We start from the raw sequence: 24,872 nt of genomic DNA on the forward strand, positions 1-24,872 counted from the left end.
ATCGCAGATGGCCATCCTGTCCCTGACCGAACTGCCGGCGCCGGCCAAGCTGAACCTGTTCCTGCACGTGGTCGGCCGGCGCGAGGACGGCTACCACCTGCTGCAGTCGGTCTTCGCGCTGATCGACTGGTGCGACACGCTGCACCTCGAGCGCCGCAGCGACGGGCGGCTGGCACGGCACGACCTCGGCCCCGCACTGCCGGCCGATGACCTGTGCCTGCGCGCCGCGCGCGCCTTGCAGCAGGCCAGCGGCAGCGCCCTCGGCGCCGACATCTCGATCGACAAGCGCGTGCCCTGGGGCGCCGGGCTCGGCGGCGGCAGTTCCGATGCCGCCACCGTGCTGCTGGCGCTGAACCGCCTGTGGGACCTGCACTGGCCGCGTGCGCGCCTGGCGGCGCTGGCGTTGACGCTTGGCGCCGACGTGCCGTTCTTCGTGGGCGGGCATAACGCTTGGGTCGAGGGTGTCGGCGAGCAGTTGACGCCGATCGAACTGCCGCCGCTGCGCTTTGCAGTCCTTAAACCGGCCGTCGCGATCCCCACCCAGGCGATTTTCGGCAGCTCACTCTTGGCCCGCGACACGCCGCGTGCTAAACTCGCGGTCTTTCTTGCAAGCCTCAGGATTCCCGGAAACGGGGAGCTTGCAGGGTTCGGTCGGAACGATCTGCAGCCGCCAGCGATGGCGCACAGCGGAGAGGTCGGCCAGGCCCTGGAGCTGCTGAAGGCCCGCTACGGCAACAGCCGCATGTCGGGCTCGGGCAGCGCGGTGTTTGCGGAAACCGGCGTCGGCGATTCATTCGACCAGGCGCCGCCGGAGGCGAGTGACATCGGTCGTGAGCTGCCGGCGGGCTGGGTGTTTCGCCTGTGCCGGGGCCTGGAGCGGCATCCGCTGGCCGACTGGCTCGATCCCTGATCGAGTTCGTCACCGCGCAGAAGCCGCCCCGAGCCGGCGACAGTTTTTGGGTGAGCGCGCAAGCGCTGACCTGTGTAGGGGGTTCGCCAAGTTGGTAAGGCATCGGATTTTGATTCCGACATGCGGGGGTTCGAGTCCCTCACCCCCTGCCAAATCTTTGGTCTCAGCGTTGATTGAGTAGATTTCGCGCGGCGCCCCGAGGGGCGCCGTGTCGTTGCAGCGGGTGTCCCGCGCGGCGCGGCGACGCGCTCGGCGGCGGAGCGCCTTCCGCGAAAGGCGCGCCATGCTCTCGTCCACCGTCCTGTTTACCGGCAACGCGAATCCCGCCCTCGCGCAGGAGATCGCCAACCATCTCGGCATCTCGCTCGGCCGCGCCCAGGTGGGTCGCTTCTCCGATGGCGAGGTGACGGTCGAGATCCAGCAGAACGTTCGTGCGCGCGACGTCTTCGTCGTGCAGCCGACCGGTGCGCCGACGAACGAGAACCTGATGGAGCTCTTCATCATGGTCGATGCGCTCAAGCGGGCTTCCGCCGGCCGCATCACCGCGGTGATTCCGTACTTCGGCTATGCGCGCCAGGATCGCCGTCCGCGCTCGACGCGGGTGCCGATCTCGGCCAAGGTGGTCGCCAACATGCTCGAGGCGGTTGGCGTCAATCGCCTGCTGACCATGGACCTGCATGCCGACCAGATCCAGGGCTTCTTCGACATTCCGGTCGACAACATCTACGCCTCGCCGGTGCTGCTGGCCGACCTCAAAAGCAAGAACTACGAAAACCTGATCGTGGTTTCGCCCGACGTCGGTGGCGTGGTGCGGGCCCGCGCGCTGGCCAAGCAGCTTGACTGCGACCTGGCGATCATCGACAAGCGGCGTCCGGCTGCCAACGTCTCCGAAGTGATGCACGTCATCGGCGAGATCGACGGCCGCAACTGCGTGATCATGGACGACATGATCGACACCGCCGGCACCCTGGTGAAGGCGGCCGACGTGCTCAAGGAGCGCGGCGCCAAGAGCGTCTACGCCTACTGCACGCACCCGATCTTCTCCGGCCCGGCAATCGAGCGCATCAAGGCCTCGTCGCTCGACGAAGTGGTGATCACCAACACGATTCCGCTGGGCGCCGAGGGCAAGACCACGCCCAAGATTCGCCAGCTCAGCGTGGCCTTCCTGTTCGCCGAGACCATCCGCCGCATCTCGGACGGCGAGTCGGTCACTTCCCTCTTCTCGGAACAGAACAACAACTTCTGATCCGCGCAGCCCCGCCGGCACGGTGTCGGCGGGTTCACCCGGAAAGCCTGGTCGCGGGCCTTCCAACTTTTGGAGATTCAACATGAAATTCGTCGCCTACACGCGCGAACTGCAGGGGACCGGAGCGAGCCGCCGCCTGCGCATCTCGGGCAAGGTGCCCGGCATCGTCTTCGGCGCCAAGGAGCCGCAGATGATCGAGATCGATCACAACGCGCTGTTCCATGCGCTCAAGAAGGAATCCTTCCATTCGTCGATCCTGGACATGGAACTGGCCGGTGCGGTCGAGCAGGTCATCCTGCGCGACGTGCAGATGCACCCCTTCAAGCAACTCGTGCTACACGTGGACTTCCAGCGCGTCGACGCCACCACCAGGATCCGCAAGAAGGTGCCGCTGCACTTCGTCGGCGAAGAGAACTCGCAGGCGGTCAAGCTCGACGGTTGCCTGATCAACCACGTGATCACCGAGCTCGAGATCGAGTGCCTGGCGCAGAAGCTGCCCGAGTTCCTGAACGTGGACGTGTCGGGTCTGGCCAAGGGCCAGTCGCTGCATGTCGACGACCTCCAGCTCGGCGCCGGCGTCAAGGTCGTGCTGCACGGCAAGAAGAACCCGGTCGTCGCCACGGTCGTGGCGCCGGTGGTCGAAGAGGTGGTCGTGGCCGCCCCGGCGCCCGCCGCTGCCGCCCCGGCCAAGGGCAAGGGCAAGAAGTAATCGCTTCGCGCCTCGCCAAGAAGCCCCGGTTCGCCGGGGCTTTTTTGTTGGCGGACCGTCTGGATAATCGCGCTCATGATTCGATTGTTCGTAGGCCTCGGCAACCCCGGCCCCGAGTACGAGGCCACCCGCCACAACGCGGGCTTCTGGTGGCTCGACGATGTGGCGCGCGAGTTCAAGACCTCGCTGCTGCCCGAGCGCAGCTACTTCGGCCTCGCCGCGCGCGTGAGCCGGCCGCTGCCGGGCATCGACGGCCCGGTCTGGCTGCTGGCGCCGCAGACCTACATGAATCTCTCCGGCAAGTCGGTCGCGGCGCTGGTGCGCTTCTTCAAGATTGCGCCGAACGAGGTGCTCGTGGCGCACGACGAGCTCGACCTGCCGCCGGGCGAACTCAAGCTCAAGCAGGGTGGCGGTCACGCCGGCCACAACGGGCTGCGCGATATCCATGCCCAGCTCGGCAGCGCCGACTATTGGCGGCTGCGCATCGGCATCGGCCATCCGGGCGTCAAGACCGAGGTCGCGAACTACGTGCTCGGCAAGCCGAGTCCCACCCACCGCGAGGCCATCGAGGCCAGCCTCGTGCGCTCGCTGGCGGCGCTGCCGCATCTGCTGTCCGGCGACATGACCAAGGCGACGCAGTTGCTGCACACCAGCAAGCCGCCGCGCCCCAAGCCGCCGCGGCCGCCGGCGCTGGTCGAGGACGTGCTGCCATGAGGCGCGCGTCGCTGCTCGCGGCACTTCTGCTGGCGGCGGCGCCAGCGATCGCCCAGAAGATCTACCGCTGCGGACCCGACGCGAGCACCTACTCGCAGCAGCCTTGCGCCGATGGCAAGGCGCTCGACCTGAGCGACCCGCGCTCGGCCGCGCAGCGGCGCGAGGCGCAGAAGGCGGCGACGCAGAACGCGAAACTGGCCGACGCGATGGAGCGCGAGCGCGAGCAGGCCGAACGCCGCATCAAGCCCGCGACGGCCGGCAGCCTGAGCGCGGAGCCCGAGCCACCCGCCCAGGTCGCCAAGGCGCCGAAGGCCGCGGCCTCCAAGCCGACGATCTACCGCGAACCGGTCAAGCCGAAGACTTCGCCTCAGTGAGCAGCCTGAACTTTGTCCACAGCTGATCCCTGCTCTCGCGGTGCTGCGGATTGATCGGGATGCACGCCACCGGGCAGACCTGCACGCACTGCGGCTCGTCGAAGTGGCCCACGCATTCGGTGCACTTGCCCGGCTCGATCACGTAGAACTCCGGGCCCATCGAGATCGCCTGGTTGGGGCACTCGGGCTCGCAGACATCGCAGTTGATGCACTCGTCCGTGATCATGAGGGCCATCGCAAGCCTCCTCAGGTCGACTGCGTGCCGTTGCCGTCGCGCCGCTCCTGCAGCCGTCGCAGCACCGAGGGTGCGACGAACTTGCTGACATCGCCGCCGAGCATCGCGATCTCGCGCACGAAGGTGCCGCTGACGAACTGGTACTGATCGCTCGGCGTCAGGAACACGGTCTCGACATCGGGCATCAACTGGCGGTTCATGCCGGCCATCTGGAACTCGTACTCGAAGTCGCTGACCGCGCGCAGCCCGCGCACGACGACCTTGCCGCCATGCTCGACGACGAAGTCGCGCAGCAGCCCGCGAAAGGCGATCACCTCGACGTTCTCGTAGCGCCCCGCCAGTTCCTGCGCGATCTCGAGGCGCTCGGCGATCGTGAACAGCGTGCGCTTGTGGTGACCGGCCGCGACCGCCAGGATCAGCCGGTCGAACAGCCGGCCGGCACGGCGCATCAGGTCCTCGTGCCCGAGCGTCATCGGGTCGAAGGTGCCGGGATAGACGGCGGTGAGCAGGCTGCGGCCAGGCAAGGCGGATCCTTGGAGTTGAGGCTGCAAGTTTAGGCGTCGGCCGCCGCCCGCCGCAGAAGGTGGGCATGGACCGCGCCGGCGCGGGTGTGGCGCCAGGCTTCGAGGCCAAGCGTCTCGAGCACGGGATCGGCCTCGAAGCTGCGGTCGGCCTCGAGGTAGATCAGGCCCTGCGCCGCCACCAGCGGCACGGCTAGCTTGAGCGCGTCGGCAAAGCGATCGGCGCCAAAGGGCGGATCGAGCAGCACGAGGTCGAAGCCTGCGCCCGGCGCTCGCGCCATCCAGGCCCAGGCATCGGCGCGTTCGATGCGGATCTCGCTGGCGCCGAGCGTCTGCCTGGCCTGGGTCAGCGTGCGCGCCAGGCCAGCGTCCGACTCGAGCAGCAGCACCTCGGTGGCGCCGCGCGAGGCGGCCTCGAAGCCGAGTGCGCCGCTGCCGGCAAAGGCATCGAGCACGCGCCAGCCGGCGAGGTCCTGGCCGAGCCAGTTGAACAGCGTCTCGCGGACCCGCTCGGGCGTCGGCCGCAGCCCTGGCGCGTCGGCCACCGGCAGCTTGCGGCGCCGGTAGCGACCGGCGATCAGGCGCACTTCACCTGGTCGGCTCGGGGCAGCGGGGCGGGCAGGGGCCGACATGGGCGCCATTCTAGGAAGGCGCATCGACCGGGAGCGATGACCGGGGCGGCTATCCTCGGCCCATGTTCAGTTTCTTCAAGAAGAAGGTCGCCGAGCCGGCGCCGCCCGCCGCGCCGGATCTGCGATCGCTGGTGCCGATCGCGGCGGCCGAGGACCTGCCCGCGCCGGCTGCGGTTGTCGCGCCCGCGCGCATCGAAGCGGCAGTGGTGGTGGCGCCGGAGATCGTCGCCGAGGCCGAGAGCCCGGTCGAGCGCGCCTCGTGGGTGCACCGCCTGCGACAGGGCTTGCGGCGCACCGGCTCGAGCATCGCGACGGTGTTCACCGGCACCCGCATCGACGACGCGCTCTACGAGGACCTGGAGGCCGCGCTGCTGATGGCCGATGCCGGCGTCGGTGCGACCCGCTTCCTGCTCGAGGACCTCAAGCGCCGCGTCAAGGAGGCGCGCGTCACCGATCCGGCCGCCGTCAAGGGGCTGCTCGCCGAAGCCGTGGCCGAGTTGCTGCAACCGCTGCAGCAGCCGCTGGTGATCGGGCGACAGACGCCGACGGTGGTCATGGTGGTCGGCGTCAACGGCGCCGGCAAGACCACGACGATCGGCAAGCTCACGCGCCATCTGGCCGTGGGTGGCCACGGCGTGCTGCTGGCCGCGGCCGACACCTTCCGCGCCGCGGCGCGCGAGCAGCTCGGCGTCTGGGCCGACCGCACCCAGGTCGAGATCGTCAGCCAGCAGGGCGGCGATCCGGCCGCCGTCTGCTTCGACGCGGTCAAGGCCGGCCAGGCGCGCGGCATCGAGGTCGTGATCGCCGACACCGCCGGCCGCCTGCCGACCCAGTTGCACCTGATGGAGGAGCTGAAGAAGGTCCGGCGCACGCTCGACAAGGCGATGCCCGGCGCGCCGCACGAGGTGCTGCTGGTGGTCGACGGCAACACCGGCCAGAACGCGCTGGCGCAGGTGCAGGCCTTCGATGGCGCGCTCGGCCTGAGCGGCCTGGTGCTGACCAAGCTCGACGGCACCGCCAAGGGCGGCGTGCTGGCGGCGATCGCGCTGTGGTCGCGCCAGCGCAGCGATGGCCGCGCGCTGCCGGTCTACTTCATCGGGGTCGGCGAGAAGCTCGAGGATCTCGAGCGATTCGACGCACGCGAGTTCGCGCAGGCGCTGCTGGGCTAGGGCCGGCGCCGCGGCTGCGATCCGGGCGGTGGCGCCGGCACGGTCGGCGCGTCGAGCGGCACCGGGTTGGAGTCGAAGTCGTCGAACCAGGTCGAGGTCGGCGGCTCGGCGTCCTCGTCGACACCGGGAATCGTCTCGTGTTCCATGCGGTCGACGATCTCGCGCGGATCGGCGGCCCGGGTGCTGATCGTCTCGCCGCCTTCGCGCCCCGCGAGCTCCATGCCGGCTCGGCCGAGCACCAGCTCGCGCACCCGCTCCTTGGGCGGCAGGTTCTCTTCGTACCAGGTCAGCACGCGCACGCCGGCGGCGCGCAGCACGCGGTCCATGCGGCCGTGACGCTTGGCTGCTCGCTCGCTCGGCGTCGAGCCCAGGCGGCGGATGTCGACCACCGCAATGACCTGGGTGTTGCCGTCGCAGATCACGAGGTCGGCGCACAGCTGGCCCGCGCGACGCATCCACTCGGTATACGAATGTCGCGTCGGCACGCGCAGGAAGCGCGACAGCGGCACCTGAGCCAGCACCAGGTATTCGGGCAGTTCGTCGCGCAGCACCTGGAACACGCGGCGCTCGACCGCGGTCAGCACGCGCGTTGGCTCCGGCGGCCAGGCGATCACGGTGTCGAGCGCCTCGACGCCGCGGCCGGTCCGGCCATTGCCCATCTCGGCCCTGGAGGCGCGGGCACGCAGGACCAGTCCGCCCAGCACCAGCACGGCAAGGGCGCCGGCAACCCAGTAGAAGATCGGCTCAATCATCGTCGTGCTCCCTTGTTCGCAGCTCGGCGACCGGCCGCAGACGGGATCCCGTTCAACGCGGCAGGCCCTTGAGCCCGCCGGCTCCACCCATGCGGCGCATCATCTTCATCATGCCGCCGCCCTTCATCTTCTTCATCATGCCCTGCATCTGCTCGAATTGGTTCAGCAGCCGATTCACTTCTTGCACCTGGACACCAGCTCCCGCCGCAATGCGGCGTTTGCGCGACGCCTTGAGCAGTTCCGGCTTGCGCCGTTCGAGCGGCGTCATCGAACGGATGATGCCTTCCATGCGACGCATGTCACGTTCGGCGCGGTCCATGTTGGCCTGACCGACATTGGCTGCCTTGCCGCCCATCATCTGGGTCGGCAGCTTGTCGATCAGGCCGCCGAGGCCGCCCATCTTCTTCATCTGGCCGAGCTGGGCCAGGAAGTCCTCGAGGTCGAAGCCGTCGCCGGACTTGAGCTTGCCCGCGAGCTTCTGCGCTGCCTCGACGTCGATGCCCTTGGTGACCTCCTCGACCAGCGCGACGATGTCGCCCATGCCGAGCACGCGGCCGGCGTGGCGCTCGGCGTCGAAGACCTCGAGCCCGTCGAGCTTCTCGGAGGTGCCGGCAAACTTGATCGGCACGCCGGTGATGGCCCGCACCGACAGCGCGGCGCCGCCGCGCGAGTCGCCGTCGAGCTTGGTCAGCACGATGCCGGTCAGCGGCAGCGCGGCGCCGAAGGCCTTGGCGGTGTTGACCGCGTCCTGGCCCTGCATCGCGTCGACCACGAACAGCGTCTCGATCGGATTGACCGCCGCGTGCAGCGCCGCGATCTCGGCCATCAGCGCCTCGTCGATGCCCAGGCGTCCGGCGGTGTCCAGGATCAGCACGTCGAAGTAATGCTTCTTCGCGTAATCGAGCGCGGCCAGCGCGATCTCGACCGGCTTGTCACTGGCGCTCGACGGGAACCACTCGGCGCCGGCCTGCGCCGTCACGGTCTTGAGCTGCTCGATCGCCGCCGGCCGGTAGATGTCGGCCGAGACCGTGAGCACCTTCTTGCGGCGCTTCTCGATCAGGTGCCGGGCCAGCTTGGCACTGGTGGTGGTCTTGCCGGCGCCCTGCAGGCCGGCCATCAGGATCACCGCGGGCGGCTGGGTGGCGAGGTTGATCTCGCTGGCGCCGGCCTTGAGCTTGCCGTCGGCATCGACCTCGCCCATCGTCGCGGCGAGCTCCTTCTGCACCACCGACACCAGCACCTGGCCCGGCGTCAGCGAGCCGACGACCTCCTGGCCGAGCGCCTTGAGCTTGACGCGGGCGATGAAGTCGCGCACCACCGGCAGCGCGACGTCGGCCTCGAGCAACGCCATGCGCACCTCGCGCAGCATGTCCTGCACGTTGTCTTCGGTGATGCGGGCCTGGCCCCGCATCGTCTTGACGATGCGACCCAGGCGATCGGAGAGGGCAGAAGCCATTGGTGCGAAGGTTCTCGGCCCCGGCGTGGGCCCTGTCTCGATTGACGCTGCTGCATGCGGCGCTGCGGCCACACTCGCGAAGCAGCATCAGGGATGCGTCGCGGAGCCTCGGGAGGCGCTCGGTACACTTGAAGCCCATGATTGTATTGCCGAGGTTCTCGTGAGCACGGGCTCGCTGGTGGCGAGCGCCGGCTGGCCGATGACCGTGGCCAGCGTGGTCGCCTTGCTGGCCTATGCGGCGACCGCCGTGCGCGCGCAAGTGATTGCCGGGGCGGCCGCGTTGCCGGCCTCGGCACCGACTGCCGCGGCTCCGCGTGGCCTCGAGGGCGGCCTGCTGATGCTGGGCTGGCTGGCGCAGGGCGTGGCGATCGCTGTCCATGCCGCCGGACTCGACCTCGATCCGCCCGGCACCCGCTTCGGCTTCGCGCCGGCGCTGTCGCTGACGGTGTGGCTGGTGCTGGCGGTCTACGCGATCGAGAGCCGGGTCCTGCCGCTGCCGGCGCTGCAGCGCGTGCTGGCGCTGCTCGGCGGCGCCTCGGTGGCGCTGGCGCTGGCCTTTCCGGGCGAGTTGCGGGCGCATGCCGGCTCGCCCTGGGCGCCGATCCACTGGGTGCTCGGCATCGCCTCCTACGGCTTGTTCGGCGTTGCGGTGCTGCATGCGGCGCTGCTGCGCAAGGCCGAGCAGCGGCTGCGACTGAAGCCCGGCGCCGGCGCGCGCGCGCTGCCGCCGCAGAACGCGCATGGCGTGTTCGGCCTGCCGCTGCTGCGACTCGAGAAGCTGACCTTCCGCTTCGTCGAGGCCGGCTTCGTCGTGCTGTCGGCCACGATCGTGCTCGGCTGGTGGTTCGCCACGCCCTGGCGCTGGGACCACAAGGCCATCTTCTCCCTGCTGTCGTGGGCCGTGTTCGCCGGGCTGCTGGTGGGCCGCCACAGCCGTGGCTGGCGCGGGCGGCAGGCGACCCGCTGGCTCTATGTCGGCGCCGGCCTGCTGCTGCTGGCCTATGTCGGCTCGCGTTTCGTGCTCGAGGTGCTGCTGCAACGCAGTGCGCTCGGCTGAGGTGACCGGATGGTCGTGCGTCTGTTGTTGATCCTGGTACTGGTGCTGGTCGTGCTCGGCTGGCTGCGCAGCCGCAAGGCGTCGCGAGCGTCGGCCAAGCCGAAGGCCGCCGAGCGCGCGGCCGCGCCGACCGACGCCGCGGCGGCGCAGCCGGTGCTGCCCTGCGCGTTCTGTGGCGCCTATCTCCCGCGCGCCGATGCGCTGCCGGGCCGCGGTGGGGCGCTCTACTGCAGTGAAGCGCATCGCCGCGAAGCGGGCGATGTCTAGGTGAACACCAGCACGAGCCGCGCCCAGGGTACCGAATCGACCTGGTTCGGCACCATCGACGGCGTCACGGACGACGACGGCAGTTCGCGCCTGGATCGCGGCGAGTGGCGCGCCAGCGACGCGCCGGATTCGCGCTTCCTGTCGCGCCAGGCGCGTCGCATCGCCGCCAGCGGGCCGAGTGCCTTCGTGCGGCTGTACCGGGTCTTCATCAACGCGCGCGCGCTGCTGGGCGTGGTGCTGCTGGGTGCGGTGCTGCTGATCTCGGCACTGGCGCCGAGCGCGCAGACCAGCCTCGTCTTCCTGTGCGCGGTCTACGCCGGCGTGGCGCTGGCAGTGGCCCTGTTCCCGCGCTGGCTCGGCGCGCCGGTCGGCAACCGGCTCGGACGCCGGCAGTGGCTCGGCACGATCGGCGTCGATGTCGCCGCCTTCGGCCTGCTGCACCTGCTGAGCGCCGACTTCGGCCTGAACGGCGCGGCGCTGCTGGTGATGCCGGTGCTGATGGCCGGTGTGCTGACGCCACGCGTTCACGCGCTGGGCCTGGCGGCTGCGGTTGCCTTGCTGCTGCTGGTGCAATCGCTGGCCAGTCTCGCCGCCGGCGAGGAGCCCTATCTGAAGCTGACGCAGGCCGGCCTCGCCGGCGCCGGGCTGTTCCTGGTGACGGTGCTCGCCAATGAACTGGCCGGCCGGCTGGCACGCGAGGAACTCACCGCGCGCGGCAGCCTCGAGTTGGCACGCCAGCAGGCACGCCTGAATCGTCTGGTACTCGAGGAGATGCAGGAAGGCGTGCTGGTGGTGGACCGTCGCACGCGCCTGCGTGCGGCCAACCCGGCGGCGCGCGCGCTGCTCGGGGTCAGCGGACCGATCGGGGAGTCGAGCACGCTCGACGCCAAGGCGGGCTGGCAGCCGCTGGCGCAGGCGGTCGGCCAGGCCTACGCGCAGCGCGACTGGCCGGCCGATGGTCGCGACATCACGCTGACCACGCCCGACGGCCATCCGCGCCACCTGCATACGCGGCTGCGCTTCACGCAGGGGCAGGCGGGTGGCAGTGAGCTCGCGCTGGAGGACTACGCGGTGCTGTTCATTGAGGACCTGCGCACGGTGCAGGCGCGCGTGCGCCAGGAGAAGCTGGCCGCGATGGGGCGGGTGTCGGCCGGCATCGCGCACGAGATCCGCAACCCGCTGACGGCGATCATGCAGGCCAATGCGCTGCTGGCCGAAGACATCGAGCTGCCGGCCCAGCGCCTGCTGGTGCGCATGGTCGACGACAACGCGCAGCGCCTCAAGCGCATCGTCGACGACGTGCTCGAGGTGGCGCCAGGCGAGACCTCGGCGCCGGCGCCGCTCGATGCCAGCGCCTTCGTCGCCGCGGCCTGCAGCGAATGGGCTCGCACGGCGCAGCTGCAGCTGGGCGAAGGCAGCCCCTTGCGGGTCGATCTGCCCGCCGAGGCGCTCGGTGTCGAGTTCGATGCCGACCATCTGCGCCGCGTGCTGGTGAACCTGCTCGACAACGCATTGCGCCACGGCACCAGCCAGCCCGGTGCGGTCTGGGTGCGCCTGGCCGGCGATGGCGACGGCCTGGTGCGGCTGCTGGTGGCCAGTGACGGCGCGCCGATCCCGCCCGAGGTCGAACGCCATCTCTTCGAACCCTTCTTCTCGAGCCGCAGCCGCGGCACCGGACTCGGCTTGTATATTTGTCGCGAGCTCTGCGAGCGCTACGGAGCGAGCATCGAGTACCAGCAGCGGCCCGGCACCAGCCGCCACCGCAACGCCTTCTGGGTCACGATGAGGCGCGTGACCCTGCCCAGCCCCGAGCCGCGCCTGCACGCCTGATCTGCACGCCTGATGAGCACCCCTTCGCCCCTGGTTCCCGGCGCCGCGCCGGCCTCGCACTACAGCCTGCTGGTGGTCGACGACGAGCCCGATCTGCGCACGCTCTACGAGCTGACGCTGCTGCGCGAGGGCTACGACATCGAGACCGCGGGCTCGGTCGAGGATGCCTGGCAGCTGCTGGCCGGTCGCACCTACAGCGCGGTGATCACCGACATGCGGCTGCCCGACGGCACCGGCCTGGAGCTTCTGCAGCGCATCGAGGCCGCCGGCCGACGCGAGAAGACCATCGTCATCACCGCCTACGGCTCGGCCGACAACGCGGTCGAGGCGCTCAAGGCCGGCGCCTACGACTACCTGACCAAGCCGGTCGACCTCAAGCAGTTCCGCAGCGTGGTGGCGTCGGCGCTCGGTCGCTCGGCCGGCCTGCCGACGGTGCAGCCCGAGCGACTACCGGGCGGCAAGAGTCCGGGGGCGCGTGCGACGCCGCCGGCCGCAACGACGATCGCGCCCGGCGCGACGGTGACACCGAAGGTGGTGGCGGTGCCGCGCGGCCGCGCCGCCGAGCGCAGTGCGATGGCACGCATGATCGGTTCCTCGGCACCGATGCAGCAGGTGCGGGCGCTGATCGAGAAGGTCGCGCGCAGCATGGCGCCGGTGCTGGTGCAGGGCGAGTCGGGCACCGGCAAGGAACTGGTGGCGCGCTCGATCCACGAGGTCAGCGCGCGCGCCGCGCAGCCCTTCATCGCGGTCAATTGCGGCGCGATTCCAGAGAACCTGCTCGAGGCCGAGTTCTTCGGCTATCGCAAGGGCGCGTTCACCGGTGCCCAGGAAGACCGCGACGGCTTCTTCCAGGCCGCGCGCGGCGGCACGCTGTTCCTCGACGAGATCGGCGACCTGCCGCTGTCGATGCAGAGCAAGCTGCTGCGCTCGATCCAGGAGCGCAGCGTGCGCGCGGTCGGTGCCACGGCGGAGGTGCCGGTCGACGTGCGCATCGTCAGCGCCACCCACAAGAACCTCGGCGCCGAGGTCCAGGCCGGACGCTTCCGCCAGGACCTCTACTACCGGCTCAACGTGATCCAGATCCGGATCCCGGCGCTGCGCGAACGGCTCGAGGACCTGCCGACGATCTGCGAGCGCGTGCTCGAGCGCATCGCCGCCGAAGCCGGCGTGAGCCCGGCACCGCAGCTCAGCCGCGAGGCGCTCGCGTTGCTGCTGCGCTATGCCTTCCCGGGCAACGTGCGCGAGCTCGAGAACCTGCTGCATCGCGCGGTGGCGCTGGCCGGCACCGACGTGATCGGCATCGTCGACCTCGACCTGCCCGATGACGCCTTCGAGGACAGCGGCCCCGGCGACTGGGTCGAGCCGGTGTTGCCCGAGGTGGTGGCCGCGCCCGCGGTGGCGGCCTCGCCGGCGCCGCTGCCGAGCGACCTCGCGCTGCATCTGGACGAGATCGAGCGCGACATCCTCGTGCGTGCGCTCGAGCAGCATCGCTGCAACCGCACCGCGGCCGGCGCCAGCCTCGGGTTGACACTGCGCCAGATGCGCTACCGCATGGCGCGGCTCGGCATCCAGGTGGCCGAGCACGGCACGATGACCGTCGGCGCGGGCGAGGTGCCGGCCGAGGACGGCGCGGACTCCTTCGGTGTCGACGACCCGCCGCACGGCGCGCAGCGCTGACGAAAACGCGATGAAGAGCTTGCCCGCGCGCGCGCGATGGCCGCTGGGCTGGTGCCCACAGGCGCGACGCGTCGAGTCACCGAACTTCGGCCCGCGGCCGAGTGGCACCGAGGTCACGCTGGCGGTGATCCACTCGATCAGCCTGCCGCCCGGCGAGTACGGCGGCGATGCGATCGAGCGCCTGTTCACCAATCGCCTCGACTGGGAGGCGCATCCTTACTTCGGCCAGATCCGCGGCGCCGAGGTCTCGGCGCATTTCCTGATCCGGCGCGACGGCGAACTCGTGCAGTTCGTCTCGGTCGACGAGCGTGCGTGGCACGCAGGGCGATCGAGCTGGTGCGGGCGAGAAAACGTGAACGACTACTCGATCGGCATCGAGCTCGAGGGCCTCGAAGGCGAGCGCTTCGAGGCCGTGCAATACGAGTGCCTGTCCACGCTGCTCGAGGCGGTCCGCGACACGCTGCCGCAACTGGCCGAAGTGGTCGGCCACGAGCATGTGGCGCCGGGTCGCAAGCAGGACCCTGGAGAGGGCTTCGACTGGGCCCTTCTGGGCCGGCGACTGGCCGCTAGTGGCCTCGGTATTTTCCCTTCGCCCACCGGGGTGGGCAGCGCCTGAGCGACGTCGTCGGCATCGCCGCGGTTCAGCATTCATGCGCCCTGGCGGCGTGTTCGTCCCCCGGCAGCAAGCAACGGCGCGGCACCTCGCCGAGCGGCACTGTATCCATGCGCAACAGCGGCGCGCGTCGTCTTGCGCGCCACTTCCCAGCGGTTGTCGGACTGCGGCTCGAACACTACATCTAGTGCTTGTGATGGGTATGGGCGCTAGATATAGTGTGCTCGTGCTATCCTTCGCCCTGCCAACGATGACCCGCCGGTCTTGCCCCGCAGCTCCTGCAGCGCGGCTCGCAGGCCGCACGCAAGCGCAGGTTCATCGGTCGCAGCACGGGTCGTCGAACGCACAGTTCGCTGGCCCGTCGGTTTCTGCGGCGCGCAACTTGCGAAAGCTTTCAATCAGCACGCCGACCGGTGTGCCCGAACTCCACGCGGAGCGGGCGCACGGGACGCCCATTCGCTGAAGGCTTTCGCACGCTGCGGCCGCACGCGCCTGGTTCACACGTCACGACAACATCAAGAGGAAGTTCATGCAAGCCGCCATCACCAGCGCTTCCGCCACCACGCCCACGCCTGCCGCCGGTGCCGCCACGCCGGCCCCCGCTTCGGCCTACGCCGGTTTCCAGATCATCCGCCGCAATGGCGCGGTGGTCGCCTTCGAGCCGCACAAGATCGCGGTGGCGCTGATGAAGGCCTTCCTTGCGGTGCATGGCGCGCAGGGCGCGGCCTCGGCCAGCGTGCGCGAGACGGTCGACCAGCTGACCGAGTCGGTGGTGCGCGCGCTGTTGCGCTCGCGTCCGGGCGGCGGCACCTTCCACATCGAGGACATCCAGGACGCGGTCGAGCTCGGCCTGATGCGCGGCGGTCACCATGAAGTGGCGCGCGCCTATGTTCTGTACCGCGAACGCCGTGCCCAGGAACGCCTGGCCAAGGGTCAGCCGCCGGTGGCGGCGGCATCCATGCTGCACGTGATCGACCGCGGCCAGCGCGTGCCGCTCGACATGGCGGCGCTGACGGCACTGCTCGAGTCCTCGTGCGTCAACCTCGGCAGCGAGGTCAAGGCGGCACCGATCCTGGCCGAGACCCAGCGCAACCTTTACGACGGCGTGCCGATCGACGAGGTCTACAAGGCCGCCATCCTGGCCGCGCGCACGCTGATCGAGAAGGACCCGGCCTACACCCGCGCCACCGCGCGCCTGCTGCTGCACACGATCCGTCGCGAGATCCTCGGCGGCGAGGTCACGCAGGAGCAGATGCACCTGCGCTATGCCGACTACTTCCCCGGCTTCATCCGCAAGGGCGTGCAGGCCGAGTTGCTCGACGAGAAGCTGCTGAGCTTCGACCTCGTGCGCCTGGGCGCCGCACTGAAGGCCGAGCGCGACCTGCAATTCGACTACCTCGGCCTGCAGACGCTCTACGACCGCTACTTCCTGCACGTGAAGAAGCAGCGCATCGAGATGCCGCAGGCCTTCTTCATGCGCGTGGCGATGGGCCTGGCGCTCAACGAGACCGACCGCGAGGGGCGCGCGATCGAGTTCTACGAAGTGCTGTCGAGCTTCGACTTCATGTCGAGCACGCCGACGCTGTTCAACGCCGGCACGCTGCGCTCGCAGCTCTCGAGCTGCTACCTGACCACGGTGGCCGACGACCTCGACGGCATCTACGAGGCGATCAAGGAGAACGCGCTGCTCTCCAAGTTCGCCGGCGGCCTCGGCAACGACTGGACGCCGGTGCGCGCCTTGGGCTCGCACATCAAGGGCACCAACGGCGAGAGCCAGGGCGTGGTGCCGTTCCTGAAGGTGGTCAACGACACCGCGATCGCGGTCAACCAGGGCGGCAAGCGCAAGGGCGCGGTCTGCGCCTACCTCGAGAGCTGGCACCTCGACATCGAGGAGTTCCTCGAGCTGCGCAAGAACACCGGCGACGACCGCCGCCGCACGCACGACATGAACACCGCGAACTGGGTGCCCGACCTGTTCATGCGGCGCGTGATGGAAGGCGGCGAGTGGACGCTGTTCTCGCCCTCGACCTGCCCCGACCTGCACGACAAGTTCGGCCTCGAGTTCGAGCGCGCCTACAGCGCCTACGAGGCCAAGACGCGCAGCGGCGAGATCAAGCTCTTCAAGCGCATGCCGGCCAAGGACCTGTGGCGCAAGATGCTCTCGATGCTGTTCGAGACCGGCCACCCGTGGATCACCTTCAAGGATCCGTGCAACGTGCGCTCGCCGCAGCAGCACGTGGGCGTGGTGCATTCGAGCAACCTGTGCACCGAGATCACGCTCAACACCAACGACAGCGAGATCGCGGTCTGCAACCTCGGCTCGGTCAACCTGGCGCAGCACGTCAAGGACGGCAAGATCGACCAGGTCAAGCTGAAGAAGACGGTGTCGACCGCGATGCGCATGCTCGACAACGTGATCGACATCAACTACTACGCCGTCAAGAAGGCCAAGGACTCCAACCTCAAGCATCGCCCGGTGGGCCTGGGCCTGATGGGCTTCCAGGACGCGCTGTACCAGCTGCGCATTCCCTACGCCAGCGATGCCGCGGTGGAGTTTGCCGACCGCTCGACCGAGGCGCTGTGCTACTACGCCTACTGGGCCTCGACCGAACTCGCCGCCGAGCGCGGCAGCTACAGCAGCTACACCGGTTCGCTGTGGGACCGCGGCATCCTGCCCTGCGACACGCTCGACCTGCTGGCGCACGAACGTGGCGGCTATGTCGAAGTCGACCGCTCGAGCTCGCTCGACTGGGCCGCGCTGCGTGGCCAGATCCGGGCCCGTGGCATGCGCAACAGCAACTGCGTGGCGATCGCGCCGACCGCGACCATCAGCAACATCATCGGCGTCGACGCGTCGATCGAGCCCTCGTTCAGCAACCTCTCGGTCAAGAACAACCTCTCGGGCGACTTCACCGTCATCAACGAGTACCTGGTGCGCGACCTGAAGAAGCTCGGCCTGTGGGACGACGTGATGGTGATGGACCTCAAGCACTTCGACGGCTCGCTGCGCAAGATCGATCGCGTGCCCGAGGACCTGAAGAACCTCTACGCGACCGCCTTCGAGGTCGAGACCCAGTGGCTGGTCGAGGCTGCGGCGCGTCGCCAGAAGTGGATCGACCAGGCACAGAGCCTCAACATCTACATGGCCGGTGCATCGGGCAAGAAGCTCGACGAGACCTACAAGCTCGCGTGGCTGCGTGGCCTCAAGACCACCTACTACCTGCGCACGATGGGTGCGACGCATGCCGAGAAGAGCACTGTCACCAGCGGCCAGCTCAACGCGGTGTCGTCGCAGAGCGGCGGTGGTGCCGGCATGAGTGCAGGCGCGGCGCACGCGGTGCCTGTGGTGACGCCCGCGATCGATGCAGCACTGCCCGCGACCGACATGAAGTTCTGCTCGATCGACAACCCGGACTGCGAAGCCTGTCAGTAATTTCTTCATGCGTGCACGACGTGTGATCGACGCATCGATCACACGTCGAAGCACACGATCTCGTTGCTCTCTCGCGATGCATGAGGGCAACAACCGCGAGCTCGCGATGTCAACATTTGCTTGGTGTTGGCACGCAACACTCCGATAATTCATTTCATAGGAAGTCCCCGTCATGCTGGTCTGGGAAGACGACATCAGGTCCACCTCGCAAGCGAGTCATCTCTCCTCGCAGCCTTCGCCTCGCGAAGTGCCGCAGGCGCCAGCGTCACCCCTGTTGTCGAACCTGAGCGCGGCTTCGTTCGACGCTCCGTTGCCGACGCCGACCGCACCGAGCACAGCGGTTAACGCAAGCACGCAGCGCCGCGTCAACGCGGCTGACAAGCGCATCATCAACGGCCAGACCGATGTCAATCAGCTGGTGCCGTTCAAGTACAAATGGGCCTGGGAGAAGTACCTCGCCACCTGTGCCAATCACTGGATGCCGCAGGAAGTGAGCATGGCGCGCGACATCGCGCTGTGGCGCGATCCGAACGGACTCTCCGACGACGAGCGCCGCATCATCAAGCGCAACCTCGGCTTCTTCGTGACCGCCGACTCGCTCGCCGCCAACAACATCGTGCTCGGCACCTATCGCCACATCACGGCGCCCGAGTGCAGGCAGTTCCTGTTGCGCCAGGCCTTCGAAGAGGCGATCCACACGCACGCCTACCAGTACATCGTCGAGTCGCTCGGCATCGACGAGAGCGAGATCTTCAACGCCTATCACGAGGTCAAGTCGATCCGCGACAAGGACGAGTTCCTGATCCCCTTCATCGAGGCGATCATGGATCCGAACTTCAAGACCGGTACGCACGAGGCCGACCAGACGCTGCTAAAGAGCCTGATCGTCTTTGCCTGTCTGATGGAAGGCCTGTTCTTCTACGTCGGCTTCACGCAGATCCTCGCCCTTGGTCGGCAGAACAAGATGACCGGCGCGTCGACGCAGTACCAGTACATCCTGCGCGACGAGTCGATGCACTGCAACTTCGGCATCGACCTGATCAACCAGCTCAAGGCCGAGAACCCGCATCTGTGGACGACGGAGTTCAAGGCCGAGATCAAGGCCCTGTTCCAGAAAGCCGTCGAGCTGGAGTACCGCTACGCCGAAGACACCATGCCGCGTGGCGTGCTGGGCATGAACGCGAGCATGTTCAAGGGCTATCTGCGCTACATCGCGAACCGGCGCGCGGTGCAGATCGGCCTTGGGGATCTCTTCCCGAACGAGGAGAACCCGTTTCCGTGGATGAGTGAAATGATCGACCTGAAGAAGGAAACCAACTTCTTCGAGGGTCGCGTCACCGAGTACCAATCGGGTGGCGCGCTCTCGTGGGATTGAGGACTTCCCGTGGCGCCTTCGACGCTGCAGGTCATGACGAGACAGACGGGATCGAGATTCGCGGCTTGATGGTCGGCAACACAGAAGTGCCGCCGTCGAGTCGCCACTGAATTCACTGCACCGGAGCGTCTCTCCAGGCAGCCCCATGGGCAGTGAATCGCCGAGTTGCTCGAGCAGCTCGGTGTTTTTGCAACTTGATCAAGGAGAATCGAAATGGCAACTGCGAAAAAGGCTGCGGCAAAGAAGGCCCCGGCGAAGAAGGCTGCGGTGAAGAAGGCCGTCGGCAAGAAGATCGTCAAGGCCGCCGTGAAGAAGGCTGTGGCCAAGAAGATCATCAAGAAGGCCGTCGTGAAGAAGGCCGTGGCCAAGAAGGTCGCCAAGCCGGCGGTGAAGAAGGCTGTCGCCAAGAAGGTCGCCAAGCCGGCGGCGAAGAAGGCTGTCGCCAAGAAGGTCGCCAAGGCCGCTGTGAAGAAGGCTGTGGTGAAGAAGGTCGCAAAGGCCGCGGTGAAGAAGGCTGTGGTCAAGAAGGCCGCCGCCAAGAAGCCGGCTGCGAAGAAGGCCGCTGCCAAGCCTGCTGCCAAGAAGCCTGCTGCCAAGAAGCCGGCTGCGAAGAAGGCCGCTGCGCCTGCCAAGCCTGCTGCACCTGCCGCGAAGACCACGCTCAGCCCCCAGGCTGCCTGGCCCTTCCCGACCGGCGTGAAGCCCTGATCGAGAAGCTCGCTTCTCTTTCGAAGCCCGGCTCCGGCCGGGCTTTTTGTTTTCCCGATGCGCCGTGCGACGCGGCGATGCGGCCTTTGAGCTCTGCCGAAGGCGCGATGCCTTAGTGCACGTGCGGCATTATCGGCTGGGTGTCGGCGAAGGCTGCAATCTCGCGCGTGCGGCTGTCTCCGGCGATGAGGCCGGCCTCGAGTGCGACACGCTGAGCCGCCGCTTCGGCGCTCGCGTCGCGCTCCTCGCGCTGCTCGTTGCTCAGCGGCGGGCGCCTGGCCAGTTCTTCCTGCAGCTGGCCGACCTGGCGTCGCGCCTGCTTCAGGCGAATCGTCGCCTGCTCCTTGGTGCGCTCGACCTTGCCTTGCAGCGCCAGCAGCTGGCGCATGTACCAGCGACTGGTGCTCCACCAGGCCAGCACCGCGGCCGCCATCGCGGTGAACACGGGCAACAGCCAGAACAGCAGGTTGGTCATCGGGTTCTCCTCGCTTTGTGTTGGTGCGGCCTGCCCATCCGTCGATCGAGGTGGCGCCGTTTCAAATTGACACAACCATAACGTCGCCGGCGCGACAAGGCGCGTGCATTCGGCACGCCGTCACACGCTCCTGCGGGGGATGAAGGGCCGCGCAGTGTGCAGTTGCTAACGCTGCACGGGCGCTCGCAAGTTCAGGCGCTGGTGTCGAGCCCGAGCGCGACCGGATCGAGCCGGTGGTTCTGCACACCGGCGGTCGCGATCTTGATGGCGCCGACGCGGTTGCCGAGCGCGGCGCAGCGCGCCAGGTCCCAACCGCGTTCGAGGCCGTAGAGCAACGCGCCGCGGAAGGCGTCGCCGCAGCCGGTCGGGTCGACCACCTCGGCGGCAGGCACGCCCGGCACGCGCTGCGATTGGCCGTCGATCCACAGTTCGCAGCCCTCGGCGCCGAGCGTGACGACGACGCCGCGGATGTTGGGACGGCGCGAGATCTCGGCCGCCGACAGCCCGGTGCGATCCTGCAGCATGCGGCCTTCGTAGTCGTTGACGGCGACCCAGCTCGCCTGGTCGACGAAGCGCAGCAGGTCGGCGCCGTCGAACATCGGCAGGCCCTGGCCCGGATCGAAGACGAAGGGAATCTTCGCCGCAGCCAGCTGTTCGGCGTGCGAGATCATTGCCTCGCGCCCATCGGGGGCGACGATCGCCAGCGCGATGTCGGCCCGCGGCCGCACCGGCGTCAGGTGCGCCGACTGCATCGCACCCGGGTGGAAGGCGGTGATCTGGTTGCTGTCTCGGTCGGTGATGATGATTGCCTGCGCGGTATGGCTGTCGCTCACCGAACGCACGAAGCTGGTGTCGATGCCAAGGCCGTTCATGCGCTCCAGGTAGCCGCCGCCGTCGGTGCCGACCGCCGCCATCACCACCGGTTCGCCGCCGAGCGCCTTCAGCGTGTAGGCGATGTTGCCGGCACAGCCGCCGAACTCGCGCCGCAGCGTCGGCACGAGGAAGGATGTGTTCAGGATGTGGATCTGCTCGGGCAGGATCTGGTCGGCAAAGCGGCCGGGGAAGACCGTGATCGTGTCGAAGGCGAGCGAACCGCAAATGAGGGCGGACATGGTGTTCGGTGATGAGGTGGGAGTGAACCCCGGGCGCGGTGCTCAGGGGTAGAAGAGTTCGATGCTGTAGCCGGCCACGCGGATGCCGTTGCTGGTACTGAAGACCAGTTCGAGCGGCAGTTCGCGGCCGGGTTCGAGCACCGCCGGCGGCAAGGCCCGGGCCGCACTCCTGCGTGCCGCAGCACCGTCTCCGGCCGCGTCGGCCAACGAGACCCGGAAGCTCTCGGGCGGCAGCACGCGACGCACGACGGTGGCGCCGCTGCTGTCGGTCAGTTGCAGGTCGACCGCTGGCAACGCCACTGGCAGTTCGTCGCGGTTGCGCAGCGAGATCTCGAGCCGGTAGCCGCTGCCATCGGCGGCGCGATTGAGCGCACTGCCGTCGACCACCACCGACTGGATGCGTCGCAGTGGCTCGATGCTGCAGCCCAGCGGCTCGCACAGCGCGACGAGCGCCGGTCCGGCCTGCGGCCAGCGTGCCACGATCGGATCGCGAAAGTGCAGGCCGAGCTGCAGGACCAGCCCCAGCAGCAGCAGCAGCACGCCGCCGGCCAGCGCGACCTGCACGCCCGGGCGCTGCCAGCGCGCGGCGCGGTCGGCCTCGCGCACGAAGGCCGGGGTCAGCTCGTCGGCGGCGTGGATCGTTGGCGCGCCTTCGTCGTGCCGCGGGTCGAAGGCCTCGGCCTCGAAGCGTGCCGCGGCCGCGGCATGCGCGGCATTGGCATCGTCGGCGACCTCGGTCGGAAACTCGCTTGGGAAGCGCGCGTCGACGAAGTCGTCGTGACTGCCGCGTCGCGCATCGATGGCCGCCTCGAACAGCGCATCGATCGGCGGCGGCTCGTGGGCGACGCTGGAGACGAACTCGTCTTCCTGCGCCGCCTGGCGTGGCGTCTGGGCCGCCGTGTCGTCGACGGCTTCCTCGGCCGGCGGCGGGATGCGGCTGGCGACGAACTCGCCGGCGCCCGGCTGCAGGCGCGGGTCGCCGATCCTGGCGGCGGCCGCCGGCGTCAGGCGCGGCGGGCTCTCGCGTCCAAGGTCGAAGAGCCCGTCCAGCGCGTTGAAGACCTCGCTGCAGCGGCCGCAGCGCACCCAGCCCTCGGAGACCTTGAGCTGATCCTGCACGACGCGAAAGATCGTGCCGCAGGCGGTGCAGCGGGTGGCCAGGCTCATCGCATCCCGGCGCTAGTGGCGGCGCCGCCCGGTCATCAGGATCCAGCCGTCTTCCTGGTCGGCGACATCGATCTCGAGCCCGGTCGCGGCGTAGCAGTCGCGCAGTTCCTGCGCCTGGCGCTCGAGGATGCCGGCCATCACGAGCCGGCCGCCGGGCGCCACGTGCGCCACCAGCAGCGGCGCCAGCAGCTTGAGCGGCGTGGCCAGGATGTTGGCCAGCACCAGCGGGTAGGCGCCGGCCGGCGAGCCTGCGAGTTCGGGCAGGCCGCTGTTGAGCACGACGCCGTTGGCGGCTGCGTTGGCCTCGGTCGAGGTCACCGCGGCCGGGTCGATGTCGACCGCATCGATTGCTCCGGCACCGAACTTGGCGGCGCCGACCGCGAGGATGCCGGAGCCGCAGCCGTAGTCGAGCACGCGCGCACCGCGCACCGCCTCCGGGTGGGTCGCAATCCAGCGCAGGCACATGCGCGTGGTCGGGTGGGTGCCGGTGCCGAAGGCCAGGCCCGGATCGAGCCGGATCAGCGTGCTGGCGGCGGCGGGCGGCTCATGCCAGCTCGGTACGATCCAGAAGCTCGGCGTGACCTCCACCGGCGCGAACTGCGACTGCGTCAGCCGTACCCAGTCCTCGTCGGGCACCGGCTGCAGTGCCTGCACATGCACCTCGGTCGCCCAGTCCTGGGCCAGCAGCACGGTGGCGGCCTCGGTGGCGGTGGCCTCGTCTGGGAACAGCGCCTTGATGACCGAATGCGCCCAGCCGGCGCGTGGCGCCGGCATGCCGGGCTCGCCGAAGAGGGCCTGCTCGACATCGGTGTCCGCGTCGGCGTCCTCGACGCTGACGGCCAGCGCCTCGAGCTCCATCAGCGCGTCGCTGACGATCTCGACCTGCGACTCGTCGGCGAGCAGCACCAACTCGATCATCGCGCGGCCAGCCGGGCGCCGGGCCGCTCCCAAGCCCGGCTGCGCCCCAAGGGCCACGCAGGGGCCCCTTCGGGTCCCTGGGGGCAGCGAACGAAGTGAGCGTGGGGGCGCACGTTCATCTCTTGTGTTGCTGCATCCAACCTTCGAGGTAGTGGATGCTGGTGCCGCCCTCGATGAACTTGGCGTCGACCATCAGCTCGCGGTGCAGCGGAATGTTGGTCGAGATGCCCTCGATCACAGTTTCCGACAAGGCGGTGCGCATGCGCGCCAGCGCCTGCTCGCGGGTGTCGCCGTGGACGATGATCTTGCCGATCATCGAGTCGTAGTTCGGCGGCACAAAGTAGTTGGTGTAGGCGTGCGAGTCCACCCGCACCCCAGGGCCACCCGGCGGATGCCACATCGTGATGCGACCCGGCGAGGGCATGAAGGTGTAGGCGTCCTCGGCGTTGATGCGGCACTCGATCGCATGGCCGCGCAGCTCGACATGGCGCTGCGCGAACGGCAGCTTCTCGCCGGCGGCGATGCGGATCTGCATCTGCACGATGTCGATCCCGGTCACCAGCTCCGTCACCGGGTGCTCCACCTGCACCCGCGTGTTCATCTCGATGAAATAGAACTCGCCGTTCTCGTAGAGGAACTCGAAGGTGCCGGCGCCGCGGTAGCCGATCTTCTTGCAGGCCGCGGTGCAGCGCTCGCCGATGCGCTCGATCGTGCGGCGCGGAATGCCGGGCGCCGGCGCTTCCTCGATGATCTTCTGGTGGCGGCGCTGCATCGAGCAGTCGCGCTCGCCGAGCCATACCGCGGTGCGGTGGGTGTCGGCCAGGATCTGGATCTCGATGTGGCGCGGCGTCTGCAGGAACTTCTCCATGTAGACCGCCGGGTTGCCGAAGGCCGCACCGGCCTCGGCGCGCGTGGTCTGCACCGCGTGCAGCAGCGCCGCCTCGGTGTGCACCACCCGCATGCCACGCCCGCCGCCACCGCCGGCGGCCTTGATGATGACCGGGTAGCCGATGGTGCGGGCGATGCGAACCACTTCCTTCGGATCCTCGGGCAACTCGCCCTCGGAGCCCGGCACGCAGGGCACGCCGGCCTTGATCATGGCCTGCTTGGCCGAGACCTTGTCGCCCATGATGCGGATCGACGCCGGGGTCGGTCCGATGAAGGTGAAGCCGCTCTGCTCGACACGCTCGGCGAAGTCGGCGTTCTCGCTGAGGAAGCCGTAGCCGGGGTGGATCGCCTCGGCGTCGGTGACCTCGGCGGCGGCGATGATCGCCGGCATGCTGAGGTAGCTCAGCGCCGAGGGCGGCGGGCCGATGCAGACCGCCTCGTCGGCCAGCTTGACGTACTTGGCGTCGCGGTCGGCCTCGGAATAGACGATCACCGAGCGCACGCCGAGCTCGCGGCAGGCTCTCTGGATGCGAAGTGCGATTTCGCCGCGATTGGCAATGAGAATCTTCTTGAACATCTGGTCTCCGCGGCTCAATCGCCCTGCACGCTGCGCGTGCGCGCAATCTGGTGATCA

24 protein-coding genes and 1 tRNA gene are annotated in these 24,872 nt (G+C 68.8%); 15 read left to right on the forward strand and 10 right to left on the reverse strand.

Going from position 1 to position 24,872, the window contains the following annotated elements; genetic code table 11:
- The first annotated feature begins 7 nt into the window (after nt 1–7).
- From ispE to EV670_RS14015, 6 genes are all read left to right on the forward strand, one after another.
- Complete coding sequence (gene ispE / locus EV670_RS13990) at nt 8–910, forward strand: 4-(cytidine 5'-diphospho)-2-C-methyl-D-erythritol kinase (RefSeq protein ID WP_130433148.1); 903 nt, start codon at nt 8–10, stop codon at nt 908–910.
- A gap of 76 nt (nt 911–986) precedes the next feature.
- Nucleotides 987–1,062 (forward strand) — tRNA-Gln (locus EV670_RS13995).
- A 131-nt stretch (nt 1,063–1,193) separates the two neighbouring features.
- Complete coding sequence (locus EV670_RS14000; protein WP_130433150.1) at nt 1,194–2,156, forward strand: ribose-phosphate pyrophosphokinase; 963 nt, start codon at nt 1,194–1,196, stop codon at nt 2,154–2,156.
- A gap of 82 nt (nt 2,157–2,238) precedes the next feature.
- The gene (locus EV670_RS14005) at nt 2,239–2,865 is read left to right on the forward strand and encodes a 50S ribosomal protein L25/general stress protein Ctc (protein ID WP_130433152.1); all 627 of its coding nucleotides are present in this window, start codon (nt 2,239–2,241) and stop codon (nt 2,863–2,865) included.
- Nucleotides 2,866–2,940: 75 nt separating this feature from the next.
- Nucleotides 2,941–3,579, forward strand: coding sequence for an aminoacyl-tRNA hydrolase (gene pth, locus EV670_RS14010; protein WP_130433154.1), 639 nt, complete (start codon nt 2,941–2,943; stop codon nt 3,577–3,579).
- Nucleotides 3,576–3,953: a hypothetical protein gene (locus tag EV670_RS14015; RefSeq protein WP_130433156.1), complete on the forward strand. Its 378-nt coding sequence runs from the start codon at nt 3,576–3,578 to the stop codon at nt 3,951–3,953. Before pth ends, EV670_RS14015 begins: the two co-directional genes overlap by 4 nt.
- On the opposite strand, the gene EV670_RS14020 is transcribed toward EV670_RS14015, so the two are convergent.
- The 3 genes from EV670_RS14020 to rsmD are packed head-to-tail and all read right to left on the reverse strand — an operon-like array spanning nt 3,928 to nt 5,341.
- On the reverse strand, nt 3,928–4,188 hold the full coding sequence (locus EV670_RS14020) for a YfhL family 4Fe-4S dicluster ferredoxin (protein ID WP_130433158.1): 261 nt from the start codon (nt 4,186–4,188) through the stop codon (nt 3,928–3,930). The genes EV670_RS14015 and EV670_RS14020 overlap by 26 nt on opposite strands.
- Before the next feature lie 11 nt (nt 4,189–4,199).
- Nucleotides 4,200–4,697, reverse strand: coding sequence for a pantetheine-phosphate adenylyltransferase (gene coaD, locus EV670_RS14025; protein WP_130433794.1), 498 nt, complete (start codon nt 4,695–4,697; stop codon nt 4,200–4,202).
- A 44-nt stretch (nt 4,698–4,741) separates the two neighbouring features.
- A complete protein-coding gene (gene rsmD, locus EV670_RS14030; protein WP_242616977.1) occupies nt 4,742–5,341 on the reverse strand; it encodes a 16S rRNA (guanine(966)-N(2))-methyltransferase RsmD in 600 nt (199 codons plus the stop codon).
- Between the two features lie 62 nt (nt 5,342–5,403).
- On the opposite strand from rsmD, the gene ftsY reads away from it, so the two are divergent.
- Nucleotides 5,404–6,510, forward strand: coding sequence for a signal recognition particle-docking protein FtsY (gene ftsY / locus EV670_RS14035; protein ID WP_130433163.1), 1,107 nt, complete (start codon nt 5,404–5,406; stop codon nt 6,508–6,510).
- On the opposite strand, the gene EV670_RS14040 is transcribed toward ftsY, so the two are convergent.
- Both EV670_RS14040 and ffh read right to left on the reverse strand, forming a co-directional pair.
- A complete protein-coding gene (locus tag EV670_RS14040) occupies nt 6,507–7,262 on the reverse strand; it encodes a DUF2726 domain-containing protein (RefSeq protein WP_130433165.1) in 756 nt (251 codons plus the stop codon). The two genes, ftsY and EV670_RS14040, sit on opposite strands and share 4 nt — an antisense overlap.
- 52 nt (nt 7,263–7,314) lie before the next feature.
- Complete coding sequence (gene ffh, locus EV670_RS14045; RefSeq protein ID WP_130433167.1) at nt 7,315–8,718, reverse strand: signal recognition particle protein; 1,404 nt, start codon at nt 8,716–8,718, stop codon at nt 7,315–7,317.
- A gap of 199 nt (nt 8,719–8,917) precedes the next feature.
- Between ffh and EV670_RS14050 the strand changes: the two genes are divergently transcribed.
- From EV670_RS14050 to EV670_RS14085, 8 genes are all read left to right on the forward strand, one after another.
- On the forward strand, nt 8,918–9,775 hold the full coding sequence (locus tag EV670_RS14050; RefSeq protein WP_130433796.1) for a cytochrome C assembly family protein: 858 nt from the start codon (nt 8,918–8,920) through the stop codon (nt 9,773–9,775).
- A 9-nt stretch (nt 9,776–9,784) separates the two neighbouring features.
- The gene (locus EV670_RS14055; protein ID WP_130433169.1) at nt 9,785–10,042 is read left to right on the forward strand and encodes a PP0621 family protein; all 258 of its coding nucleotides are present in this window, start codon (nt 9,785–9,787) and stop codon (nt 10,040–10,042) included.
- Nucleotides 10,043–11,872, forward strand: a complete 1,830-nt coding sequence (locus EV670_RS14060) for a sensor histidine kinase (protein ID WP_130433171.1) — start codon at nt 10,043–10,045, stop codon at nt 11,870–11,872.
- Between the two features lie 12 nt (nt 11,873–11,884).
- Nucleotides 11,885–13,549, forward strand: coding sequence for a sigma-54-dependent transcriptional regulator (locus EV670_RS14065; RefSeq protein WP_130433173.1), 1,665 nt, complete (start codon nt 11,885–11,887; stop codon nt 13,547–13,549).
- A 10-nt stretch (nt 13,550–13,559) separates the two neighbouring features.
- Nucleotides 13,560–14,165 (forward strand): 1,6-anhydro-N-acetylmuramyl-L-alanine amidase AmpD, encoded by a 606-nt coding sequence (ampD, locus tag EV670_RS14070; RefSeq protein WP_130433175.1) that lies wholly within the window; start codon nt 13,560–13,562, stop codon nt 14,163–14,165.
- Nucleotides 14,166–14,691: 526 nt separating this feature from the next.
- The gene (locus EV670_RS14075; RefSeq protein ID WP_130433177.1) at nt 14,692–17,595 is read left to right on the forward strand and encodes a ribonucleoside-diphosphate reductase subunit alpha; all 2,904 of its coding nucleotides are present in this window, start codon (nt 14,692–14,694) and stop codon (nt 17,593–17,595) included.
- 172 nt (nt 17,596–17,767) lie between these two features.
- Nucleotides 17,768–18,970: a ribonucleotide-diphosphate reductase subunit beta gene (locus EV670_RS14080; RefSeq protein WP_130433179.1), complete on the forward strand. Its 1,203-nt coding sequence runs from the start codon at nt 17,768–17,770 to the stop codon at nt 18,968–18,970.
- Nucleotides 18,971–19,183: 213 nt separating this feature from the next.
- Nucleotides 19,184–19,678 carry a histone H1-like repetitive region-containing protein gene (locus EV670_RS14085; protein ID WP_130433181.1) on the forward strand — a complete coding sequence of 165 codons (495 nt, stop codon included), beginning with the start codon at nt 19,184–19,186 and terminating at the stop codon, nt 19,676–19,678.
- Nucleotides 19,679–19,790: 112 nt separating this feature from the next.
- Here the strand turns inward: EV670_RS14085 and EV670_RS14090 are convergent, their stop codons facing one another.
- The 5 genes from EV670_RS14090 to accC form a co-directional block, all read right to left on the reverse strand.
- The gene (locus EV670_RS14090; RefSeq protein ID WP_130433183.1) at nt 19,791–20,153 is read right to left on the reverse strand and encodes a hypothetical protein; all 363 of its coding nucleotides are present in this window, start codon (nt 20,151–20,153) and stop codon (nt 19,791–19,793) included.
- Nucleotides 20,154–20,344: 191 nt separating this feature from the next.
- The gene (locus EV670_RS14095) at nt 20,345–21,265 is read right to left on the reverse strand and encodes a carbohydrate kinase family protein (protein WP_130433185.1); all 921 of its coding nucleotides are present in this window, start codon (nt 21,263–21,265) and stop codon (nt 20,345–20,347) included.
- 42 nt (nt 21,266–21,307) lie between these two features.
- Nucleotides 21,308–22,432, reverse strand: coding sequence for a zinc-ribbon and DUF3426 domain-containing protein (locus EV670_RS18870; protein WP_242616979.1), 1,125 nt, complete (start codon nt 22,430–22,432; stop codon nt 21,308–21,310).
- Nucleotides 22,433–22,444: 12 nt separating this feature from the next.
- The gene (gene prmA / locus EV670_RS14105; protein ID WP_130433187.1) at nt 22,445–23,350 is read right to left on the reverse strand and encodes a 50S ribosomal protein L11 methyltransferase; all 906 of its coding nucleotides are present in this window, start codon (nt 23,348–23,350) and stop codon (nt 22,445–22,447) included.
- A gap of 115 nt (nt 23,351–23,465) precedes the next feature.
- Entirely contained in the window at nt 23,466–24,815 is a 1,350-nt protein-coding gene (gene accC / locus EV670_RS14110; protein ID WP_130433189.1) for an acetyl-CoA carboxylase biotin carboxylase subunit, read from the reverse strand.
- Nucleotides 24,816–24,872 lie beyond the last annotated feature (57 nt).

Origin of the sequence: Rivibacter subsaxonicus, assembly GCF_004217215.1 — a bacterium.
Lineage (GTDB): Bacteria > Pseudomonadota > Gammaproteobacteria > Burkholderiales > Burkholderiaceae_C > Rivibacter > Rivibacter subsaxonicus.

Excerpts from the sequence above, each read along its gene's own strand:
- ftsY (WP_130433163.1), top strand. The coding sequence starts at position 5,404 with ATGTTCAGTTTCTTCAAGAAGAAGGTCGCCGAGCCGGCGCCGCCCGCC.
- EV670_RS14050 (WP_130433796.1), top strand. The coding sequence starts at position 8,918 with ATGACCGTGGCCAGCGTGGTCGCCTTGCTGGCCTATGCGGCGACCGCC.
- EV670_RS14085 (WP_130433181.1), top strand. The coding sequence starts at position 19,184 with ATGGCAACTGCGAAAAAGGCTGCGGCAAAGAAGGCCCCGGCGAAGAAG.
- EV670_RS14040 (WP_130433165.1), bottom strand. The coding sequence starts at position 7,262 with ATGATTGAGCCGATCTTCTACTGGGTTGCCGGCGCCCTTGCCGTGCTG.
- EV670_RS14055 (WP_130433169.1), top strand. The coding sequence starts at position 9,785 with ATGGTCGTGCGTCTGTTGTTGATCCTGGTACTGGTGCTGGTCGTGCTC.
- pth (WP_130433154.1), top strand. The coding sequence starts at position 2,941 with ATGATTCGATTGTTCGTAGGCCTCGGCAACCCCGGCCCCGAGTACGAG.
- rsmD (WP_242616977.1), bottom strand. The coding sequence starts at position 5,341 with ATGTCGGCCCCTGCCCGCCCCGCTGCCCCGAGCCGACCAGGTGAAGTG.
- ampD (WP_130433175.1), top strand. The coding sequence starts at position 13,560 with ATGAAGAGCTTGCCCGCGCGCGCGCGATGGCCGCTGGGCTGGTGCCCA.
- EV670_RS14065 (WP_130433173.1), top strand. The coding sequence starts at position 11,885 with ATGAGCACCCCTTCGCCCCTGGTTCCCGGCGCCGCGCCGGCCTCGCAC.
- EV670_RS14095 (WP_130433185.1), bottom strand. The coding sequence starts at position 21,265 with ATGTCCGCCCTCATTTGCGGTTCGCTCGCCTTCGACACGATCACGGTC.
- EV670_RS14080 (WP_130433179.1), top strand. The coding sequence starts at position 17,768 with ATGCTGGTCTGGGAAGACGACATCAGGTCCACCTCGCAAGCGAGTCAT.
- ispE (WP_130433148.1), top strand. The coding sequence starts at position 8 with ATGGCCATCCTGTCCCTGACCGAACTGCCGGCGCCGGCCAAGCTGAAC.
- EV670_RS14015 (WP_130433156.1), top strand. The coding sequence starts at position 3,576 with ATGAGGCGCGCGTCGCTGCTCGCGGCACTTCTGCTGGCGGCGGCGCCA.
- accC (WP_130433189.1), bottom strand. The coding sequence starts at position 24,815 with ATGTTCAAGAAGATTCTCATTGCCAATCGCGGCGAAATCGCACTTCGC.
- prmA (WP_130433187.1), bottom strand. The coding sequence starts at position 23,350 with ATGATCGAGTTGGTGCTGCTCGCCGACGAGTCGCAGGTCGAGATCGTC.
- EV670_RS18870 (WP_242616979.1), bottom strand. The coding sequence starts at position 22,432 with ATGAGCCTGGCCACCCGCTGCACCGCCTGCGGCACGATCTTTCGCGTC.
- EV670_RS14075 (WP_130433177.1), top strand. The coding sequence starts at position 14,692 with ATGCAAGCCGCCATCACCAGCGCTTCCGCCACCACGCCCACGCCTGCC.
- EV670_RS14005 (WP_130433152.1), top strand. The coding sequence starts at position 2,239 with ATGAAATTCGTCGCCTACACGCGCGAACTGCAGGGGACCGGAGCGAGC.
- EV670_RS14000 (WP_130433150.1), top strand. The coding sequence starts at position 1,194 with ATGCTCTCGTCCACCGTCCTGTTTACCGGCAACGCGAATCCCGCCCTC.
- ffh (WP_130433167.1), bottom strand. The coding sequence starts at position 8,718 with ATGGCTTCTGCCCTCTCCGATCGCCTGGGTCGCATCGTCAAGACGATG.
- EV670_RS14090 (WP_130433183.1), bottom strand. The coding sequence starts at position 20,153 with ATGACCAACCTGCTGTTCTGGCTGTTGCCCGTGTTCACCGCGATGGCG.
- EV670_RS14020 (WP_130433158.1), bottom strand. The coding sequence starts at position 4,188 with ATGGCCCTCATGATCACGGACGAGTGCATCAACTGCGATGTCTGCGAG.